Raw genomic sequence first — 15,698 nt, 5'->3', positions numbered from 1 at the left:
GCAACCCCCGAGGGTGCCGGCAGCGGTTTGGCTACTGGGCGATGCGTGGGCTCGGTAGTTTCTTTTGAGCAGGATAGCACACGCGCATAAATTTTTAGAGCGGAGAAAAATAGGAAGCGAATGAATCAGTCGGTAAGGACTTTCACACTAACGGGATTGGTGGCTGCTGAGTTGCTGTTGATGCACGAGTTGCCGCCGTTGAGCATTGGCGGCACGGCGTTGCGCCATGTGAACATCTTGAGCCAGTTGTTGCCCGAGCGCATGAGCGAGCAGCCCGATGTGGTGCCCGCCCCCAAGGTGCCCCGGCCCGTTGTGACGAAGAATAAGCAAGGCAAGGCGGTGGCATTTAAGGAGGTGTGGCCCAAAGGTGTGGAGCCGATTGCCGACTTTTCGGCCGGCAAGGCGGGCGGCATGGATGCGTTCTATGCCAAGCTCAGCGAGGTGAAACAACTCGACCGGCCGGTGCGCATTGCCTATTTCGGCGACTCGTTCATCGAAGGCGACATCCTCACGAGCAACCTGCGTGAGCTGTTTCAGCAGCGCTTTGGCGGTTCGGGTGTGGGCTGGGTCGACTGTGGTACGCCCTTGTCGGCTTTCCGCCGCACGGTGAAGCAGCAATATCGTGGCGTGAGGGAGTTCAGCGTGGTGAAAAAGCCCTTCGATAAGCAGCGGCAGGGCATTGCGCAGCGCTATTATGTGCCCGCAGAGGGCGCACAGGTCACCACACAAGGTTCGGGAGCGCTTCCCTATGTGGGCTCGTGGCAGTGTGCGCGGTTGTTCCTGCGTAGTCCGCAACCCATTCGCGTTACCGTCGAAGCCAACGACCAGCCAGCCTCGGTGCATCTGACACAGCCGTCGGATGGGGTGCAGATGATTGAGACGCGCGGCCTGATGCGCAGCGTGCGCTATGCCTTCTCCGATGTCACACCGCGCACCACGCTCTTTGGCATGGCGTTGGAGTCGAACAAAGGCGTCATTCTCGACAATTTCTCCATGCGTGGCTCGTCGGGCGTACAGTTAGGGCAAATTCCGCAGCCCACGCTCTCGAGTTTTGCACGCTTGCGCCCCTACGACCTCATCGTTGTGCACTATGGCATCAATGCTGCTGTGCAGGGCAACACGCTGCCGCTGATGCGAAGCTATATGAAGCGCATGAAGCGCGCCATTGAGCACTTGCGGGCATCCTATCCCATGGCCAGTATCTTGGTGGTGAGCGTGCCCGACCGCGATCAGCGCACGGCCGATGGCATCACCACCATGAAGGAGGTAAAAGCGTTGGTGGGTTTGCAGGCACAGTTGGCCGCCGATTGTGGGGTGGGCTTTCTCAACCTCTATCAGGCCATGGGGGGAGAAAGCAGCATGAAACGACTTGTCGACCGCAACTTGGCCAACAAAGACTACACCCATCTGAGTTTCGGTGGTGGCAAACAGGTGGCCGGCAAGGTGTTTCCGTCGTTCATGGCCGGATTTGAAAACTATAAACGCCGCAAGGCATTGGAATTGCAATGATAGACCGTTTGATTCATTTGCTTGCGTATCATCCGCAAGAGCCGCTCATCTTCTCGAGCGGGTTGTTTCTGTTTCTCTTCCTGGGCTTCTCGTTCATCTATATGTTGCTGCAACAGCGGCTGAATGCGCGCTTGGTGTTTGTGACGCTCTTCTCCTATTATTTTTATTATAAGAGCAGCGGCCTTTATTTCTGGCTGTTGGCTGTGGTCACCGTGAGCGATTTCTTCATTGCGCGCGGCATTCAACGCTTGGCCGATGGGGCTGCGGCTGATGCAACGCGAGCAAGCCGTGCACGGCATTGGCGCAAAGCTTTGGTGGCACTGAGTCTGCTCATCGATTTGGGACTGTTGGGCTATTTCAAATACACCAACTTCTTCGCGGGCATGGTGAGTCAGCTATTGGAACACAATTTCCAACCATGGGACATCTTCCTGCCGGTGGGCATCAGCTTTTTCACGTTCCAAAGCCTGAGCTACACCATCGATGTCTATCGGGGCAATTTGAAACCGCTGCCCCATCTGCTCGACTATGCTTTCTACGTGTCGTTCTTTCCGCAATTAGTAGCAGGGCCTATTGTGCGCGCAGCCGATTTCGCACCACAGATACGCCGCCCACTCGTCATCACCAACGACATGTTTGCGCGCGGCGTCTATTTCATTCTCATCGGACTATTTAAGAAGGCCGTCATCAGCGATTACATCAGTCTGAACTTCGTCGACCGCATCTTCGACAACCCCACGCTCTATAGCGGGTTGGAAAATCTGCTCGGCGTTTATGGCTACGCGCTGCAAATCTATTGCGACTTTAGCGGCTATAGTGACATGGCCATCGGCATTGCTTTGCTGCTGGGCTTCCATTTCCCCATCAACTTCAACGCACCTTATCGCTCGGTGAGCATCACCGACTTTTGGCGGCGCTGGCACATCTCGCTCTCCACTTGGATTCGCGACTACATTTATATCTCCTTGGGCGGCAACCGCAAAGGCAAGCTGCGGCAATATGTCAACCTCGTCATCACGATGCTCTTGGGCGGTTTGTGGCATGGCGCAAGTCTCAACTTTGTGGCATGGGGCGGGGCACATGGCATCGCACTTGCCGTGCATAAATTCTTCAGTCAAGAGGTGCTGCATCATGGGCGCAGCTTTCAATCCCATGGCGTGCGCAAGTGGATTGCCATCGTGCTCACCTTCCACTTTGTTTGCTTCACGTGGATTTTCTTTCGGCAAAAGACCTTCACTGCCGGCTGGACCATGTTGCGGCAAATCTTCTTCAACTTCCATGCCGAGTTGTGGCAGCAGGTGTGTGCGGGCTATCAATATGTGTTGGCCTTCATGGCCTTTGGCTATCTCACCCATTTCTTGCCCGACGCCTGGCAGGAAGGCACCATTGCGCAGTTGCGCCGCTGCAATGTGGTGGTCTATGCCTTGCTGCTCACTGCCGCCATCTACATGGTCATTCAGGTGAAGAGCTCCACCATCCAACCCTTCATTTATTTCCAGTTCTAATCACAATTTTCCATCTATCATTTGTCTTTTTCCCGAAAAAGTTTATACCTTTGCGCCCATGAACGTAAAGTCGGTTACATATAGCATACAGACGTTGCAAAGAAATTCAAAATTCTTTGCATCTTTTTATGCCATTTATTTGGTCAATCCAAATAATTGTGTAACACACACACACACACATTCTAACGTCCGCTCCTACGCGCGCGTAATATACAACATAAACACTTATAAACAAAGGGTGTGCAAGAAGTTTTTCATAAACTTTTTGCATGCCCTTTTTCGTGGAAAAAATCGAGCCGTTTGCGCTCAAAAGTTATGCATTGCAGTAACTCAAAACAACAATAAATTTAAGTAAAGATGAAGAAAAAAACTTATGTCGCTCCCAAGAGCGAAGTCTTCCCCATGATGGAAGAATTGTTAGTACACAAAACAAGTGTTACAATGGATGCCCCTCACTCCGAAGAAGAGCAATGGGGCTCGGATGAAGAAATTGATGGAGGCGAATTTGAACAGTAGAATATGAAGAAGAATATGCAAAAAGCACTCTGTTTCGTAGCTGCCCTGCTCTTAATGGCATGTAGCAGCGAAGAAAACGTTATGGATGAAGCCCATAAAGTGAATGTGGGCAAGGGTATCACTTTTCAGTTTAACGAAGAAGCATTTGTTCCTGGCACAATCAGCAAGAAGGGAACACGTGCTGCACAAACACCCGAAGTGATTGATTTAGGCAACGGCTTAACTGCCGAAGTAGCTCTCGAACCCGATACGCTCGGGCTGTCGCAGACACGAGCTGCAAATCCCATTCCCGATGGGCATTATAAGATTTATGCCATTGATGCCTCGAATGTGCGCCACGATGGTATAGACGGTAATGTCAGTGGTGGTGTGTTCACAGCCAATCCTCCGGGGCGATGGGAATTGAACAGCGGCGAGACCTACACGTTCGTATGTATCAACGATGCTGTAGTTGATAACGGAACCAGCCTCAGTTATACTTATTCCCATAATCAAACTGCCTTGCAGCCGTTAATTGGCGTCACGCAACACCAAGTAAGTAATATGGGCGATGACGTTGTTTCCTTTGTCATGCGCCATCAAAATGCGCGTGTGCGTTTTCAAATCACCTCGTACACGGCACCTTGTGTGGGCGCAAAAATAAATTTTATTACGGATCCAACAATAGCACCTTGTGGGGTGACAAACTACAATTTAAAAGGCACCATTACAGGCTATTTAAATTCTGTTGCGGCGCAAACAGGAGATTTTACACCCTTGACTGCCGATAAGCCCCATACAACCTCATCCGTTACGGAGATCTATAAGACTTCAACAAATTATCTTTATTATCCCGGGCATTTTCAGATGTTTATGGCACACTATGTTAGATGGGAAGGAACCGTGTATGGGAAGCATGATATTTTTGATGATAACAACATAACGCATTTCTTTTTTTCACATCAAGCTACAGATTTCCTCGAGCGCAATCATAGCTATGTGTATAACATTACAATCCGCCCCTCCGTGCTCTATCTCTTCAGTGATGGCACCGTTGGTACGCTCGGCGACAAAGGGTCGCGCACACCCATCGGCATCGTGGTGAAAGAAAAGACATCGGCCTCGGATAAAGGAACGGCCTGCGCGTTAAACGCAGGATTGGGCATTATACCTTGGGGCTATCGTGGAACTAATTATTTCATTGCCGGAGGTGATGGCTCGTTTGACAATATGAAAGGTTATGAATATACCTACACCACCAATTACTATAACCCTACAGCTTTCACAGAGTATGGTTTGCCAATGGCTACAACCCCTCCCGCAGAACAGCAGATCTTATTACCCACCTACTATTATGCTGCACACTATAATCCGGGAGTGCCCGTGACGGGAGCGAATATCGGTAAATGGTTCCTCCCTTCAGCAGGTCAGGTGAAGTTATTGCTCAAACGCTATGCCGATTTGAAAGAGGCCGACATGCCTACTGACTTTTACGACTTCTGGTCTCCCCCGACACCTATACCGGGAGTACCGATAAATATTACTAAGCTGAAAAAAGTCTTCACAGATGGAGGTGCGACTTGGGTTGGCGACCAATGGGCGCTATCAGGAACAGATGCCAATAATCATAGTATCAGCGTGGCTATGTGGTTGGACAAGGCTGGATGGAATTACGAAAGTGGAAATCTCCCCTATATGCATCAACAGAGTGTATATCCATTTGTGTATTTCTAAATGATGAATAGTTTTGCAGGAATGCGGCCGATGTGGTTGTCAAGCGTGGTAGGGGCGGCGCCTGTGTGCCCGCCCGTGTCGCCCTGCAAGGGCGCATCCATCGTTAGGCGTGTCGGGCGATGGTGGAAACACAATGTTTGCACATGGAAGCACATCATTTTCGGATGGAAACGCCGCTGCGCGGACGTTCGGGCGGGCACACAGGCACCGCCCCTACTATTCCAAACACACATCGCCGTTCCGCAAAGGTGAAAATAAAAGTTTTAACGCTTGCGGAGCTTCCGCAAATAGCAAAACAAAAATTTTAGCGCTTGCGGAGCTTCCGCAAATAGCAAAACAAAAATTTTAGCGCTTGCGGAGCTTCCGCAAATGACAAAACAAAAAATTTGGCGCTTGCGGAGCTTCCGCAAATAGCAAAACAAAAAATTTAGCGCTTGCGGAGCTTCCGCAAATGACAAAACAAAAAATTTAGTGCTTGCGGAGCTTCCGCAAGCGTTCCGAAACAAAAAATGAAACAAAAATGGAGCTACATGCTCGCTTTTAACAATTAAATGAAATAAAAATATGACAGACATCAAGACAATCGACTTACCAAAGTTGAACAACGGCGCGCACTATGAGTTTATGAAGGTGGTGAGCGACCGTTTCGCGACGGAGACGGTATTGAGTACGAATGCTGCGGCGAAAAAGGCTATCGAGGCGTTGGCGGCCGCGGTGAAAGAGGAGGATCGCTGTTTGGTGATTTCGCAAAAGAGCCTCATCACCGACGATATCAAGGTGGCCGACGACAAGCGCGACAACATTTTCCGCGGGTTGCGCAAATCGATTAAGGGGTTGACAGATGCGCCCGTGGCCGATGTGGCGCAGGCTGCGAAAGAATTGCAACAATGTTTGGTGGATTATCGCATCGACCCTGCGATGCAGTTGGACCGCGAGACGGGGCTGCTGCACAATTTCATCGCCGACCTCGAAACAAAGTATGCTGCTCAGGTGACGAAGCTCGGGCTCACGCTGTTCGTTGCTCCGCTGAAGGAGGCCAACGCCAAGGTGGAACAGTTCATCGTCGACCGCACTACGGCGCAATCGGCCGTTGCCGCCGGCGAACTCCGCCAGGCACGTTTGGCCACCGATGCCGCCTATCGCCACCTCGTGAAATTCGTCAATGCGCTGGCCATGGTCTCGGGCACCACCGACTACGACGCCTTGGCCAAGTTCCTCAACGAGCACATCGACCGCTACAAACATGAGGTGTTGCCGAAGAAAAAGAAAGGTGGCAAAAAGCCTTCGGATGGCGACAAACCGGGCGATGGGAAGAAACCTGGTGACGGCGGGAAAACACCCGATGGCAAGAAGCCGGGCGGTGATGCTGCAAAGCCGGGCGACGGTGGCGATGGTAAAGATAAACCTAGCGATGGTAAAGACAAACCGGGTGGAAAAGGTCAGGGCGATGCCACGGTGACACCCAAAGAATAACTTGTTTTAAAACAAATGGTGTCATCCACGGTGACACCAAAATCATAACATACACACACTTTTTTATTTTAAGTAATGGGGGCGGGAGTGCGCGATGCATTTCCGCCCCCGATGTGTTGTGTGTATGGGAAGATATTAAAAAGCAATGTGTTGGGAAAAGTACAACCCCCAAGGGGGTAGCCTCCTCGCTTGCATTGTTACCCAGGGTAGGCTGCGTTGCACTTGCCAACCCTGCGCTATCGAAAGTATAACCCCGATGGGGTAGGGGCACACCGCGTGGTTTGGAGCTATCGAATGTGCAATACGGTGGGGTATGAACACACCGCGTGGTTTGGTGGAGATGGGTAGGGGCGGCGCCTGTGTGCCCGCCCGCGTCGCTCCACAAGGGTGCATCCGTCGTTCATTCCCCGCGCACCATGCGTGTATTTTTGGTATGGAAACGCCGCTGCGCGGACGTTCGGGCGGGCACACAGGCGCCGCCCCTACGGTTTCGTTTGGGCAGATTACGTGTGGATGGTTGATTTCGTTTGGGTGGATTGCGTGTGGGACAGTTGATTTCGTTTGGGCGGATTGCATGTGGGTGGTTGATGTCGTTTGGGTGAATTATGCGCGTGGGCGGTTGGTGGCATTTGGTTGGATTGCGCGTAAATGGTTATTTTGTTTGTGTGGGTTGCGTGGAAAAATATAATGGAGATGGGTAGGGGCGGTGCCTGTGTGCCCGCCCGTGTCGCCCTGCAGGGGCACATCCATCGTTCAATTCCCGCGCATAATACGTGTATTTTTGGTATGGAAACGCCGCTGCGCGGACGTTCGGGCGGGCACACAGGCACCGCCCCTACGGTTTCGTTTGGGGGATTGCGCGCAGACGGTTGATGCCGTTGGGGTGGATGGTGTGTAAATGGTTATTTTGTTTGTGTGGAATGCGTGGAAAAATATTACGGAGCGTGGTAGGGGCGGTGCCTGTGTGCCCGCTCGCGTCGCCCTGCGAGGGCGCATCCATCGTTCATCCCCCGCGCACCATGCGTATATTTTTGGTATGGAAACGCCGCTGCGCGGACGTTCGGGCGGGCACACAGGCACCGCCCCTACGGTTTCGTTTGGGTGGATTGCGTGTGGGTGGTTTTGTTTGTTGGTTGGGAAAACGGTACACATGAACCTATGCCATCGGCATTGTACTTTTTAAAATCAATTTTCGTGCAGGAAACCATCTGTTCGCCGCGTGTGGTAAGGATGTGCGATGAGAAAGAGTACAACCCCCAAGGGGGTAGCCTCCTCGCTTGCATTGTTACCCAGGGTAGGCTGCGTTGCACTTGCCAACCCTGCGCTATCGAAAGTATAACCCCGATGGGGTAGGGGCACACCGCGTGGTTTGGAGCTATCGAATGTGCAATACGGTGGGGTATGAACACACCGTGTGGTTGGCGTGGGCTATCGAATGTACAATGTGATGAGGTAATGGCACACCGCATGGCTTGGTGGAGATTGGTAGGGGCGGCGCCTGTGTGCCCGCCCGTGTCGCCCTGTAGGGGCGCATCCATCGTTAAATTCCCCGCGCACCATGCGTGTATTTTTGGTATGGAAACGCCGCTACGCGGACGTTCGGGCGGGCACACAGGCACCGCCCCTACGGTTTCGTTTGGGCAGATTGTGCGTGGACGGTTGATTTCGTTTGGGGATGGATTGTGCATGGCCTACGTATTCCGTTTGGATGGGTGATGTTGTGCGAATGTCGTTAACTCGCGTGTGCGAATGGCTGTGGGGGAAATCAGGCCTGTAGGGCTTGTACTTTTGTCAGCCGAGGGTTGGCGACGATAGGAGCCTACCCTGAGGAAAGGCGGCGGGAGAAAATCTATGCCATCGGCATTGTACTTTCTTTAAATTCATTTGAACAAAAGGAATAGCATTCGCAAACAAATGCTTTCTGCCAAGTTGTCAGTTGGCACAGGCTTTGCCTATATGTGGGGCAAAACGAATTAAACAGTTAAGCGATATGCAAAAAGGTAATATTGGGGTTACGACTGAGGACATCTTCCCCGTGATAAAAAAGTTCCTCTATTCGGATCATGAGATATTTTTGCGCGAGTTGGTGAGCAACGCTGTCGATGCCACGCAGAAGTTGAAAACGCTGGCCGAGAAGGGCGATTATAAAGGCGAATTGGGCGATTTGGCGGTGCGCATCACGTTGGATGAGGCGGCAAAGACCATCACGATTAGCGATAACGGCATTGGTATGACGGCCGAGGAGATTGAGAAATATATCAATCAGATTGCGTTCTCGGGTGTGTCCGATTTCTTGGATAAATATAAGGATAATGCCAATGCCATCATTGGGCACTTTGGTTTGGGTTTCTATTCGAGCTTTATGGTGAGCGACCGTGTGGACATCATCACGAAGTCTTACCAGGAGGATGCTAAGGCGGTGAAATGGACGTGCGATGGTACGCCGGCTTATGAGCTTGATGAGACCGAGAAGGCTGGGCGTGGCACGGATGTGGTGCTGCACGTGAGCGAGGATTGCAAGGAGTTTTTGGATAAGGGCAAGCTGACCGAGCTGCTCAACAAATATTGCAAGTTCATGGCCGTGCCCGTGATTTTCGGCAAGGAAACCGAGTGGAAAGACGGCAAGCAGGTGGAAACCGACAAGGATCACGTGATTAACAGTGTGGAGCCGCTGTGGGTGAAGACACCTTCGACGCTGAAGGATGAGGATTATGAGAAGTTCTATCGTGAGCTTTATCCCATGCAGGATGAGCCGCTGTTTTGGATTCATCTGAATGTGGATTATCCGTTCCACTTGACGGGTATTTTGTATTTCCCTCGCATTAAGAACAGCATTGAGCTGCAGCGCAATAAAATTCAGTTGTATTGCAATCAAGTGTTTGTGACCGACCAGGTGGAAGGCATCGTACCCGAGTTCCTGACGTTGCTGCATGGTGTGATCGACTCGCCTGATATTCCGCTGAATGTGAGCCGCAGCTATTTGCAGAGCGATGCGAACGTGAAGAAGATCTCGACCTACATCACCAAGAAGGTGGCCGACCGTTTGCAAAGCATCTTCAAGGAAGACCGCAAGGCTTATGAGGAGAAATGGGATAGCCTGAAGCTGTTTATTCATTATGGCATGCTGTCGCAGGAGGATTTCTATGAGCGGGCGAAGGACTTTACGCTGCTGAAAGATGTCGACGGCAAATATTACACGTTTGAGGAATATAAGACGCTTATCAAGGATAGCCAGACCGATAAAGACGGCAACCTGATTTATTTGTATGCTAACAATGTGGAGGAACAATATTCCTACATTGAGGCTGCTAAGAATAAAGGTTATAGCGTGTTGCTGTTCGATGGGCAGCTCGATACGCCGTTGGTGGGCTTGTTGGAGCAGAAATTCGAGAAGTCGCGCTTCACTCGTGTGGATGCCGATATCGTTGAGCGGCTCATTGTGAAGGATGAGGCGAAGAAGACCGAGCTCAATGCCGACCAGACGGAGCAGCTTTCTCAAGTGTTCCGCTCGCAGATGCCACATCTAAATCAGGTGGAGTTTATGGTTGAGGTGCAGGCCTTGGGTGAGAACAATCAACCCGTTGTCATCACACAGAATGAATATATGCGGCGCATGAAGCAGATGAGCCAGTTCCAACCCGGCATGGCTTTCTATCAGCAAATGCCCGATAGTTACACTTTGGTGCTCAACAGCGACCATGCTTTGGTGAAGAAAGTGCTGGGCGATTGCGATGCTGCTACGGGCGAAGCACTCAAGCCCATTCAAAGTGAGCTGAAGGGATTGCAGGCGCGTCTCTCGGCTTTGCAGCAGGCACAGAGCGCAAAGAAGCTAGAGGAGCTGACGCAGCAGGAGAAAGATGATGTGCAGAACACGCAAAAAGAAATCACTGCGCAGCAAGATAAGCAAAAAGAGGTGATTGCAAACTATGCAAAAGAAAATAGCATTGTTCATCAACTAATTGACCTTGCTTTGTTGCAGAATGGCATGCTAAAAGGTAAAGAATTAGATGCATTTTTGAAGCGCTCGGTGGACTTGATTAAGTAGTTCACTGAACACATTATACACAAAGGCGGGGAATATGTTGCGGCATATTTCCCGCTTTTCTTTTTGTTTTTTTGCAGTTAATCCTGTTAATAAATACTAATCATTAGCCTTTTCTTTAGTGCTGTCTTTTCAGTTTAGCCAAAAACCATTACCTTTGCACCGCATTCAAGGAATGAGGCTTCGTAGCTCAACTGAATAGAGCATCTGACTACGGATCAGAAGGTTCCGGGTTTGAATCCCAGCGAAGTCACAACATGAAGAATGTTTAAAACGGATGGCTTCGTAGCTCAACTGAATAGAGCATCTGACTACGGATCAGAAGGTTCCGGGTTTGAATCCCAGCGAAGTCACAACATGAAGAGGAGTTCTTAAATGGAGCTCCTCTTTTTTGTGTTCTTTTACGAAATAAAAACATGCAATTCCTTTGTCTCTCGGTCATTTTGTTTTATTTTTGCATGAAAAATAGGGATTATGAAACAAATGAATATGGTAAAGAAAATTAAATATAGTTTGGTAGCCCTTGCGGGCGTTTTTATCTTTAGTGCGTGTGGAACGACGCAGACAGTGCCCATCACGGGGCGTAAACACTCGTTGTTGGTGAGCGATGCCGAGGTGTTGAGCTTGAGCAAGTCGGAATATGCGAAATACATGCAGACGGCCAAGCGTTCGACAGATGCTGCGAGCACGGCGATGGTGCAGCGTGTTGGCCGCCGTTTGGCGAATGCCGTTGAGGATTATTTGCGCTCACATGGAGCGGCTGACGAGGTGAACAACTTCGATTGGGAGTTTAATTTGGTGGCCGACAAGAACGTGAACGCATTCTGTATGCCTGGCGGAAAAATTGTTGTTTACGAAGGGTTGTTGCCCGTTACACAAACCGAGTCGGCTTTGGCCATCGTGTTGGGGCATGAAATTGCGCATGCAGTGGCTAAGCATAGCGCAGAGCAGATGTCCAAGAAGATACGTCAGAGCTACGGCACACAAATCGGAAGCCAGATTGTTGGCGCCATCGCCGGCTCATCTGTTGGCGACCTTGCGGGTGCCATTGCCCAGCAAGGATTTAGCTTTGCCAACCTTCGTTACAGTCGCGACAACGAGACCGAGGCCGACCACATGGGACTTATCTTTGCAGCAATGGCGGGCTACGACCCTGCTGTAGCCATTCCTTTTTGGCAACGCATGGCCGAGAAGAGCGGTGGCGGCAACAGCAGCGACATGTTTAGCGACCACCCGAGCGACGCCAAACGTATAGCGGCCATTCGTCAGTGGTTGCCCACAGCAGAGAAATATTATGAAGCTTCGGGTGCCAAGACCTCTACGTTGCAGATTTCTTCGGGCAAAACGTCAAAGAAAACTAAGGCAACGCGCCGGCGCAGAAAATAGTCGACACGCGTTTTTCACTTTAACCTCTTTCTATTATGATAGCTTATTTAGTCACCCATTTATGGCTCATTTGGACCTTCATCTTCTTGCTGTGTCTGATTTTAGAGCTGAGTTCAGGCGATTTCTACGTCATTTGCCTTGCTGTCGGCGCCGTTGTCCCGATAGTTGTTTCGTTTTTCACGCCCTTATGGCTTCAAATTCTGCTTTGGGCGCTGTCTTCGGTGTTTAGCATTTGGTTGGTGCGACCGTGGTTGGTGCGGCATTTGCGCACGGCGGGCGACGCACGTTTGAGCAATGCCGACGCTTTAATTGGCCGCATCGGCGTTGTCATAGCCGATATTCCGGCTGACGCGAGCGGTTATGTGAAGGTTGACGGCGACGAATGGAAAGCCGTAAGCCAGAACGGAATGCCCATCACGAGCGGCAACAGAGTTGAAATCGTCTCGCGCGAATCCATCATCGTAACAGTGAAATTAATATAGTTTATTCATTTTAAAAGTTCTAAATCATGGACATTGGTATTTATGTGTTAGTGGCAATCGTTGCATTAGCCATTATTTTCTTGAAGATGACAGTTGTCATCATTCCACAGAGTGAAACCAAGATCATCGAGCGTTTAGGAAAGTATTACGCCACGCTCAAGCCCGGCATCAATTTAGTGATACCTTTCATCGACCGGGCGAAGAGCATCGTCACGCTCGTCAACGGTCGTTACGCCTATTCAACGAGCATTGATTTGCGCGAACAAGTGTATGATTTCGCGCGTCAGAATGTGATTACCAAAGACAACATTCAGATGCAAATCAATGCGTTGCTCTATTTTCAGATTGTCGACCCGTTCAAGGCTGTCTACGAGATTAACAACCTGCCCAACGCCATCGAGAAGCTCACGCAGACCACCTTGCGTAACATCATCGGCGAAATGGAGCTCGACCAAACGCTCACCAGCCGCGACATCATCAACACCAAGTTGCGGGGCGTGCTCGACGATGCCACCAACAAATGGGGCATCAAGGTGAACCGCGTAGAGCTGCAAGACATCACGCCGCCGCAGAGCGTGCTGCAAGCCATGGAGAAGCAGATGCAAGCCGAGCGCAACAAGCGTGCGACTATCCTCACCAGCGAGGGCGACAAGCAGGCGCAAATCTTGCAGAGTGAAGGCGACAAGGCGGCCATGATCAACAAGGCCGAAGCTGCCAAGCAGCGCGCCATCCTCAACGCCGAGGGCGAAGCCACAGCACGCATACGCAAGGCCGAAGCCGAAGCCGTGGCCATTGAAAAGATTACCGAGGCTGTGGGCAAATCAACCAACCCGGCCAACTATCTTTTGGCGCAGAAATACATTCAGATGATGCAGCAGTTGGCCGAAGGCGACAAGACCAAGACCGTTTTCCTGCCCTACGAGGCCACCAATCTCTTGGGCAGCGTGGGCGGCATCAAAGAGCTTTTTAAAGGCGAGTGAAATGCGCCGGGCTTGCGCTTTGTGCGCCCCGGAGCGTTGCCTTTTTGACGCAGGCGGAGCGGTGGCACCATTCAGCGCCGCTCCTCGGCCATCTCTAAAAAATAAACACGAAACAATGAACATAGCTATTGTTTGCGGAGCGCGTCCCAACCTCATCAAGGTGGCGCCGCTGCTCCGCACCATTCATGGAAACAAGAATTATCAATCCATCCACGCCGAATTGATTTATGTGGGCACGGCGGCCGACGCCACCTTGGATGCCACCATCTTTAGCGACTTGGCCATTGCGCCGCCCAGCGTTTATTTGGGCGTGGAATGTGAGAACCTCAACGAGCTCACCGGCCGGGTGATGTCAGCATTCGAACGCTACTTGCAAACCCATCCCACCGACGTGGTGCTCGTGGTCGACGACTTGGCCAGCACCATGGCCGTGGCCATTGTCACGAAGAAGGCGGGCGTGCGCCTGGCGCATATCGCTGCCGGAACCCGCAGCTTCGACATCACGATGCCCAAGGAAATCAACCGGCTGGTGATCGACGGCCTGAGCGACGTGCTCTTCACCGCCGGAGCCAGCAACAACAGCATCGCCAACCGCGAGGGTGCCGAGCTGAGCAAGGTTTACATGGTGGGCAACATTTTGATGGACAACCTGCGATTTATCCACCAAACGCTCCGGCGCCCGCCCATCTTCGACGACTTGCAGCTCGACGCCGAGCGCTACATCGTCTTCACGCTCAACCGCAAGCTGCTCATCGAGCAAACGCAGCATCTGCGCCAATTATTGCAGGCCATCGCGCGCAGCGTGGAAGGAACGGGCATCCGCGTCATTGCACCGCTGCGCCAGCGGGCTGCCCACGTGGTTGAGGCCTTGCTGGCCGATGAGCCGCAAGCCCAGGCCATCACGCTCGTGCCGCCGCAGGGCTATCTGGCCTTCGCCTATCTCGCAGCCCACGCCCGCGGCATCATCACCGACAGTGGCAACGTGGCCGAGGAAGCCACCTTCAACCAGGTGGCGTGCATCACACTCAACAGCTACACCGAGCACATCGAAACCGTGAAGCAGGGAACCAACGTCCTCGTGGGCGAAAATCCCGACTTGCTCCACGCTGCCGTCGACGACATGGTGGCCGGCCGGTGGAAAACATCGAGCCTGCCCGAGCGCTGGGACGGCCGCACCGCCGAGCGCATCCTGCAAATACTCTATTAAACGCCGTTCGGTCGGCACCCGCTCGGGAGATGGGTTGCGACAGCGCCATCCGCCGCGCATACCATTTTTCAGCTCGGCCGCCCCACATTTTTGCGGCAAAGCTTTGGCCGCAGCCGAGTTTTTTTCTAAATTTGTGCGTAAAATTAATTCAAAAGACAGATGAAAAGACTTATTTTCCCCGCCGCAGTGGCACTTATGATGGGCCTCGCGGCATGTTCGCAACAAAAACAACCCCAACAGCAGCAGACCCCGCAGCCCGCCGCCCAAGTGAAGGTCGACAGTGCCGCCATGCGCGCCAATGCCGGCGAATATCGCAGTTACGACGGTTCGAAATCGCTGAAGTTGGAGGCCAATGGGCAGGTGACGAGCAAGAAACTGAAGTTTGACTACACCTCGTGGCGAGTCATCAGCACGGGCGAAGGCTATGCCGACATCGTGCTCGTGCGCGCCGGCTTGGACCACGAGATTGAGCAAAACTTCCGCATCGACACCAGCGACCATTCGCTCGTCATCGACCAGGAGACGTTCCGTTTGCCCGCCAAGCCCAAGAAGTAATCGCGCTGCGCTGCACGAAAGGGGCGGCGGAACCCTCTGCCCCTTTGCGTGGCGGTGAACGCGGTAAAACTGAATAATAGAGCCGTCGGAAAATTCCGGAGCCCGAAAAATCAAAAAGTCGGTCGTCGGAAAATTCCGGAGCCCGAAAAATCAAAAAGTCGGTCGTCGGAAAATTCCGGAGCCCGAAAAATCAAAAAGTTGGCCGTCGGAAAATTCCGGAGCCCGAAAAATCAAAAAGTCGGTCGTCGGAAAATTCCGGAGCCCGAAAAATCAAAAAAGTCGGTACGTCGGAAAAATTCCGGAGCCCGAAAAATCAAAAAGTTGGCCGTC

The 15,698-nt window shown here is 51.9% G+C and carries 17 protein-coding genes, 2 tRNA genes and 1 pseudogene; 18 read left to right on the top strand and 2 right to left on the bottom strand.

Going from position 1 to position 15,698, the window contains the following annotated elements; translation table 11 throughout:
* Window positions 1-120 precede the first annotated feature (120 nt).
* The 8 genes from HMPREF9431_RS04925 (at window position 121) to HMPREF9431_RS12285 (ending at window position 7,589) form a co-directional block, all read left to right on the top strand.
* Window positions 121-1,509: an SGNH/GDSL hydrolase family protein gene (locus tag HMPREF9431_RS04925; protein ID WP_004380055.1), complete on the top strand. Its 1,389-nt coding sequence runs from the start codon at window positions 121-123 to the stop codon at window positions 1,507-1,509.
* Entirely contained in the window at window positions 1,506-3,014 is a 1,509-nt protein-coding gene (locus HMPREF9431_RS04920) for an MBOAT family O-acyltransferase (protein ID WP_004380054.1), read from the top strand. Before HMPREF9431_RS04925 ends, HMPREF9431_RS04920 begins: the two co-directional genes overlap by 4 nt.
* Before the next feature lie 357 nt (window positions 3,015-3,371).
* The gene (locus tag HMPREF9431_RS13195; protein WP_004380053.1) at window positions 3,372-3,530 is read left to right on the top strand and encodes a hypothetical protein; all 159 of its coding nucleotides are present in this window, start codon (window positions 3,372-3,374) and stop codon (window positions 3,528-3,530) included.
* A 3-nt stretch (window positions 3,531-3,533) separates the two neighbouring features.
* Window positions 3,534-5,243, top strand: coding sequence for a fimbrillin family protein (locus HMPREF9431_RS04915; protein WP_040560863.1), 1,710 nt, complete (start codon window positions 3,534-3,536; stop codon window positions 5,241-5,243).
* Between the two features lie 164 nt (window positions 5,244-5,407).
* Window positions 5,408-5,551 (top strand): hypothetical protein, encoded by a 144-nt coding sequence (locus HMPREF9431_RS13190; RefSeq protein ID WP_196794559.1) that lies wholly within the window; start codon window positions 5,408-5,410, stop codon window positions 5,549-5,551.
* A 256-nt stretch (window positions 5,552-5,807) separates the two neighbouring features.
* Entirely contained in the window at window positions 5,808-6,716 is a 909-nt protein-coding gene (locus HMPREF9431_RS04910; RefSeq protein ID WP_004380051.1) for a DUF6261 family protein, read from the top strand.
* Window positions 6,717-7,029: 313 nt separating this feature from the next.
* Window positions 7,030-7,404 carry a hypothetical protein gene (locus tag HMPREF9431_RS12845; protein ID WP_155812941.1) on the top strand — a complete coding sequence of 125 codons (375 nt, stop codon included), beginning with the start codon at window positions 7,030-7,032 and terminating at the stop codon, window positions 7,402-7,404.
* Window positions 7,404-7,589: a hypothetical protein gene (locus HMPREF9431_RS12285; RefSeq protein ID WP_196794558.1), complete on the top strand. Its 186-nt coding sequence runs from the start codon at window positions 7,404-7,406 to the stop codon at window positions 7,587-7,589. The genes HMPREF9431_RS12845 and HMPREF9431_RS12285 overlap by 1 nt, the downstream gene beginning before the upstream one ends.
* Here HMPREF9431_RS12285 and HMPREF9431_RS13185 read toward each other — a convergent pair.
* Window positions 7,552-7,716, bottom strand: coding sequence for a hypothetical protein (locus HMPREF9431_RS13185; RefSeq protein ID WP_196794557.1), 165 nt, complete (start codon window positions 7,714-7,716; stop codon window positions 7,552-7,554). The two genes, HMPREF9431_RS12285 and HMPREF9431_RS13185, sit on opposite strands and share 38 nt — an antisense overlap.
* An 85-nt stretch (window positions 7,717-7,801) precedes the next feature.
* A complete protein-coding gene (locus tag HMPREF9431_RS12840; RefSeq protein WP_155812940.1) occupies window positions 7,802-8,254 on the bottom strand; it encodes a hypothetical protein in 453 nt (150 codons plus the stop codon).
* A gap of 37 nt (window positions 8,255-8,291) precedes the next feature.
* Between HMPREF9431_RS12840 and HMPREF9431_RS12835 the strand changes: the two genes are divergently transcribed.
* The 10 genes and pseudogenes from HMPREF9431_RS12835 to HMPREF9431_RS13450 form a co-directional block, all read left to right on the top strand.
* Window positions 8,292-8,432 (top strand): hypothetical protein, encoded by a 141-nt coding sequence (locus HMPREF9431_RS12835; protein WP_155812939.1) that lies wholly within the window; start codon window positions 8,292-8,294, stop codon window positions 8,430-8,432.
* A gap of 274 nt (window positions 8,433-8,706) precedes the next feature.
* A complete protein-coding gene (gene htpG / locus HMPREF9431_RS04905; RefSeq protein WP_004380048.1) occupies window positions 8,707-10,761 on the top strand; it encodes a molecular chaperone HtpG in 2,055 nt (684 codons plus the stop codon).
* Between the two features lie 176 nt (window positions 10,762-10,937).
* Window positions 10,938-11,011: transfer RNA gene (locus tag HMPREF9431_RS04900), tRNA-Arg, on the top strand.
* 26 nt (window positions 11,012-11,037) lie between these two features.
* Window positions 11,038-11,111: transfer RNA gene (locus tag HMPREF9431_RS04895), tRNA-Arg, on the top strand.
* Window positions 11,112-11,241: 130 nt separating this feature from the next.
* Window positions 11,242-12,144 carry a M48 family metallopeptidase gene (locus HMPREF9431_RS04890; protein ID WP_231287764.1) on the top strand — a complete coding sequence of 301 codons (903 nt, stop codon included), beginning with the start codon at window positions 11,242-11,244 and terminating at the stop codon, window positions 12,142-12,144.
* A gap of 35 nt (window positions 12,145-12,179) precedes the next feature.
* Window positions 12,180-12,626, top strand: a complete 447-nt coding sequence (locus HMPREF9431_RS04885) for an NfeD family protein (protein WP_004380045.1) — start codon at window positions 12,180-12,182, stop codon at window positions 12,624-12,626.
* A gap of 26 nt (window positions 12,627-12,652) precedes the next feature.
* Entirely contained in the window at window positions 12,653-13,606 is a 954-nt protein-coding gene (locus HMPREF9431_RS04880) for an SPFH domain-containing protein (protein WP_004380044.1), read from the top strand.
* Window positions 13,607-13,721: 115 nt separating this feature from the next.
* Window positions 13,722-14,813 (top strand): UDP-N-acetyl glucosamine 2-epimerase, encoded by a 1,092-nt coding sequence (locus tag HMPREF9431_RS04875; RefSeq protein ID WP_004380043.1) that lies wholly within the window; start codon window positions 13,722-13,724, stop codon window positions 14,811-14,813.
* Between the two features lie 159 nt (window positions 14,814-14,972).
* Window positions 14,973-15,368 (top strand): hypothetical protein, encoded by a 396-nt coding sequence (locus HMPREF9431_RS04870; protein ID WP_004380042.1) that lies wholly within the window; start codon window positions 14,973-14,975, stop codon window positions 15,366-15,368.
* Window positions 15,369-15,422: 54 nt separating this feature from the next.
* A pseudogene (locus HMPREF9431_RS13450) lies at window positions 15,423-15,698 on the top strand (hypothetical protein); the annotation flags it as partial.

Origin of the sequence: Segatella oulorum F0390, from assembly GCF_000224615.1 — a bacterium.
GTDB classification, from domain to species: domain Bacteria; phylum Bacteroidota; class Bacteroidia; order Bacteroidales; family Bacteroidaceae; genus Prevotella; species Prevotella oulorum.
The sequence above is the reverse complement of the archived record's forward strand: the minus strand, read 5'-3'. Positions and strand labels throughout refer to the sequence as shown.

Bases quoted from the DNA above. Each gene is read 5' to 3' on its own strand.
- HMPREF9431_RS04925 (WP_004380055.1), top strand. From the start codon at position 121: ATGAATCAGTCGGTAAGGACTTTCACACTAACGGGATTGGTGGCTGCT.
- HMPREF9431_RS04920 (WP_004380054.1), top strand. From the start codon at position 1,506: ATGATAGACCGTTTGATTCATTTGCTTGCGTATCATCCGCAAGAGCCG.
- HMPREF9431_RS13195 (WP_004380053.1), top strand. From the start codon at position 3,372: ATGAAGAAAAAAACTTATGTCGCTCCCAAGAGCGAAGTCTTCCCCATG.
- HMPREF9431_RS04915 (WP_040560863.1), top strand. From the start codon at position 3,534: ATGAAGAAGAATATGCAAAAAGCACTCTGTTTCGTAGCTGCCCTGCTC.
- HMPREF9431_RS13190 (WP_196794559.1), top strand. From the start codon at position 5,408: ATGGAAACGCCGCTGCGCGGACGTTCGGGCGGGCACACAGGCACCGCC.
- HMPREF9431_RS04910 (WP_004380051.1), top strand. From the start codon at position 5,808: ATGACAGACATCAAGACAATCGACTTACCAAAGTTGAACAACGGCGCG.
- HMPREF9431_RS12845 (WP_155812941.1), top strand. From the start codon at position 7,030: ATGAACACACCGCGTGGTTTGGTGGAGATGGGTAGGGGCGGCGCCTGT.
- HMPREF9431_RS12285 (WP_196794558.1), top strand. From the start codon at position 7,404: ATGGAGATGGGTAGGGGCGGTGCCTGTGTGCCCGCCCGTGTCGCCCTG.
- HMPREF9431_RS13185 (WP_196794557.1), bottom strand. From the start codon at position 7,716: ATGGATGCGCCCTCGCAGGGCGACGCGAGCGGGCACACAGGCACCGCC.
- HMPREF9431_RS12840 (WP_155812940.1), bottom strand. From the start codon at position 8,254: ATGGATGCGCCCCTACAGGGCGACACGGGCGGGCACACAGGCGCCGCC.
- HMPREF9431_RS12835 (WP_155812939.1), top strand. From the start codon at position 8,292: ATGGAAACGCCGCTACGCGGACGTTCGGGCGGGCACACAGGCACCGCC.
- htpG (WP_004380048.1), top strand. From the start codon at position 8,707: ATGCAAAAAGGTAATATTGGGGTTACGACTGAGGACATCTTCCCCGTG.
- HMPREF9431_RS04890 (WP_231287764.1), top strand. From the start codon at position 11,242: ATGAATATGGTAAAGAAAATTAAATATAGTTTGGTAGCCCTTGCGGGC.
- HMPREF9431_RS04885 (WP_004380045.1), top strand. From the start codon at position 12,180: ATGATAGCTTATTTAGTCACCCATTTATGGCTCATTTGGACCTTCATC.
- HMPREF9431_RS04880 (WP_004380044.1), top strand. From the start codon at position 12,653: ATGGACATTGGTATTTATGTGTTAGTGGCAATCGTTGCATTAGCCATT.
- HMPREF9431_RS04875 (WP_004380043.1), top strand. From the start codon at position 13,722: ATGAACATAGCTATTGTTTGCGGAGCGCGTCCCAACCTCATCAAGGTG.
- HMPREF9431_RS04870 (WP_004380042.1), top strand. From the start codon at position 14,973: ATGAAAAGACTTATTTTCCCCGCCGCAGTGGCACTTATGATGGGCCTC.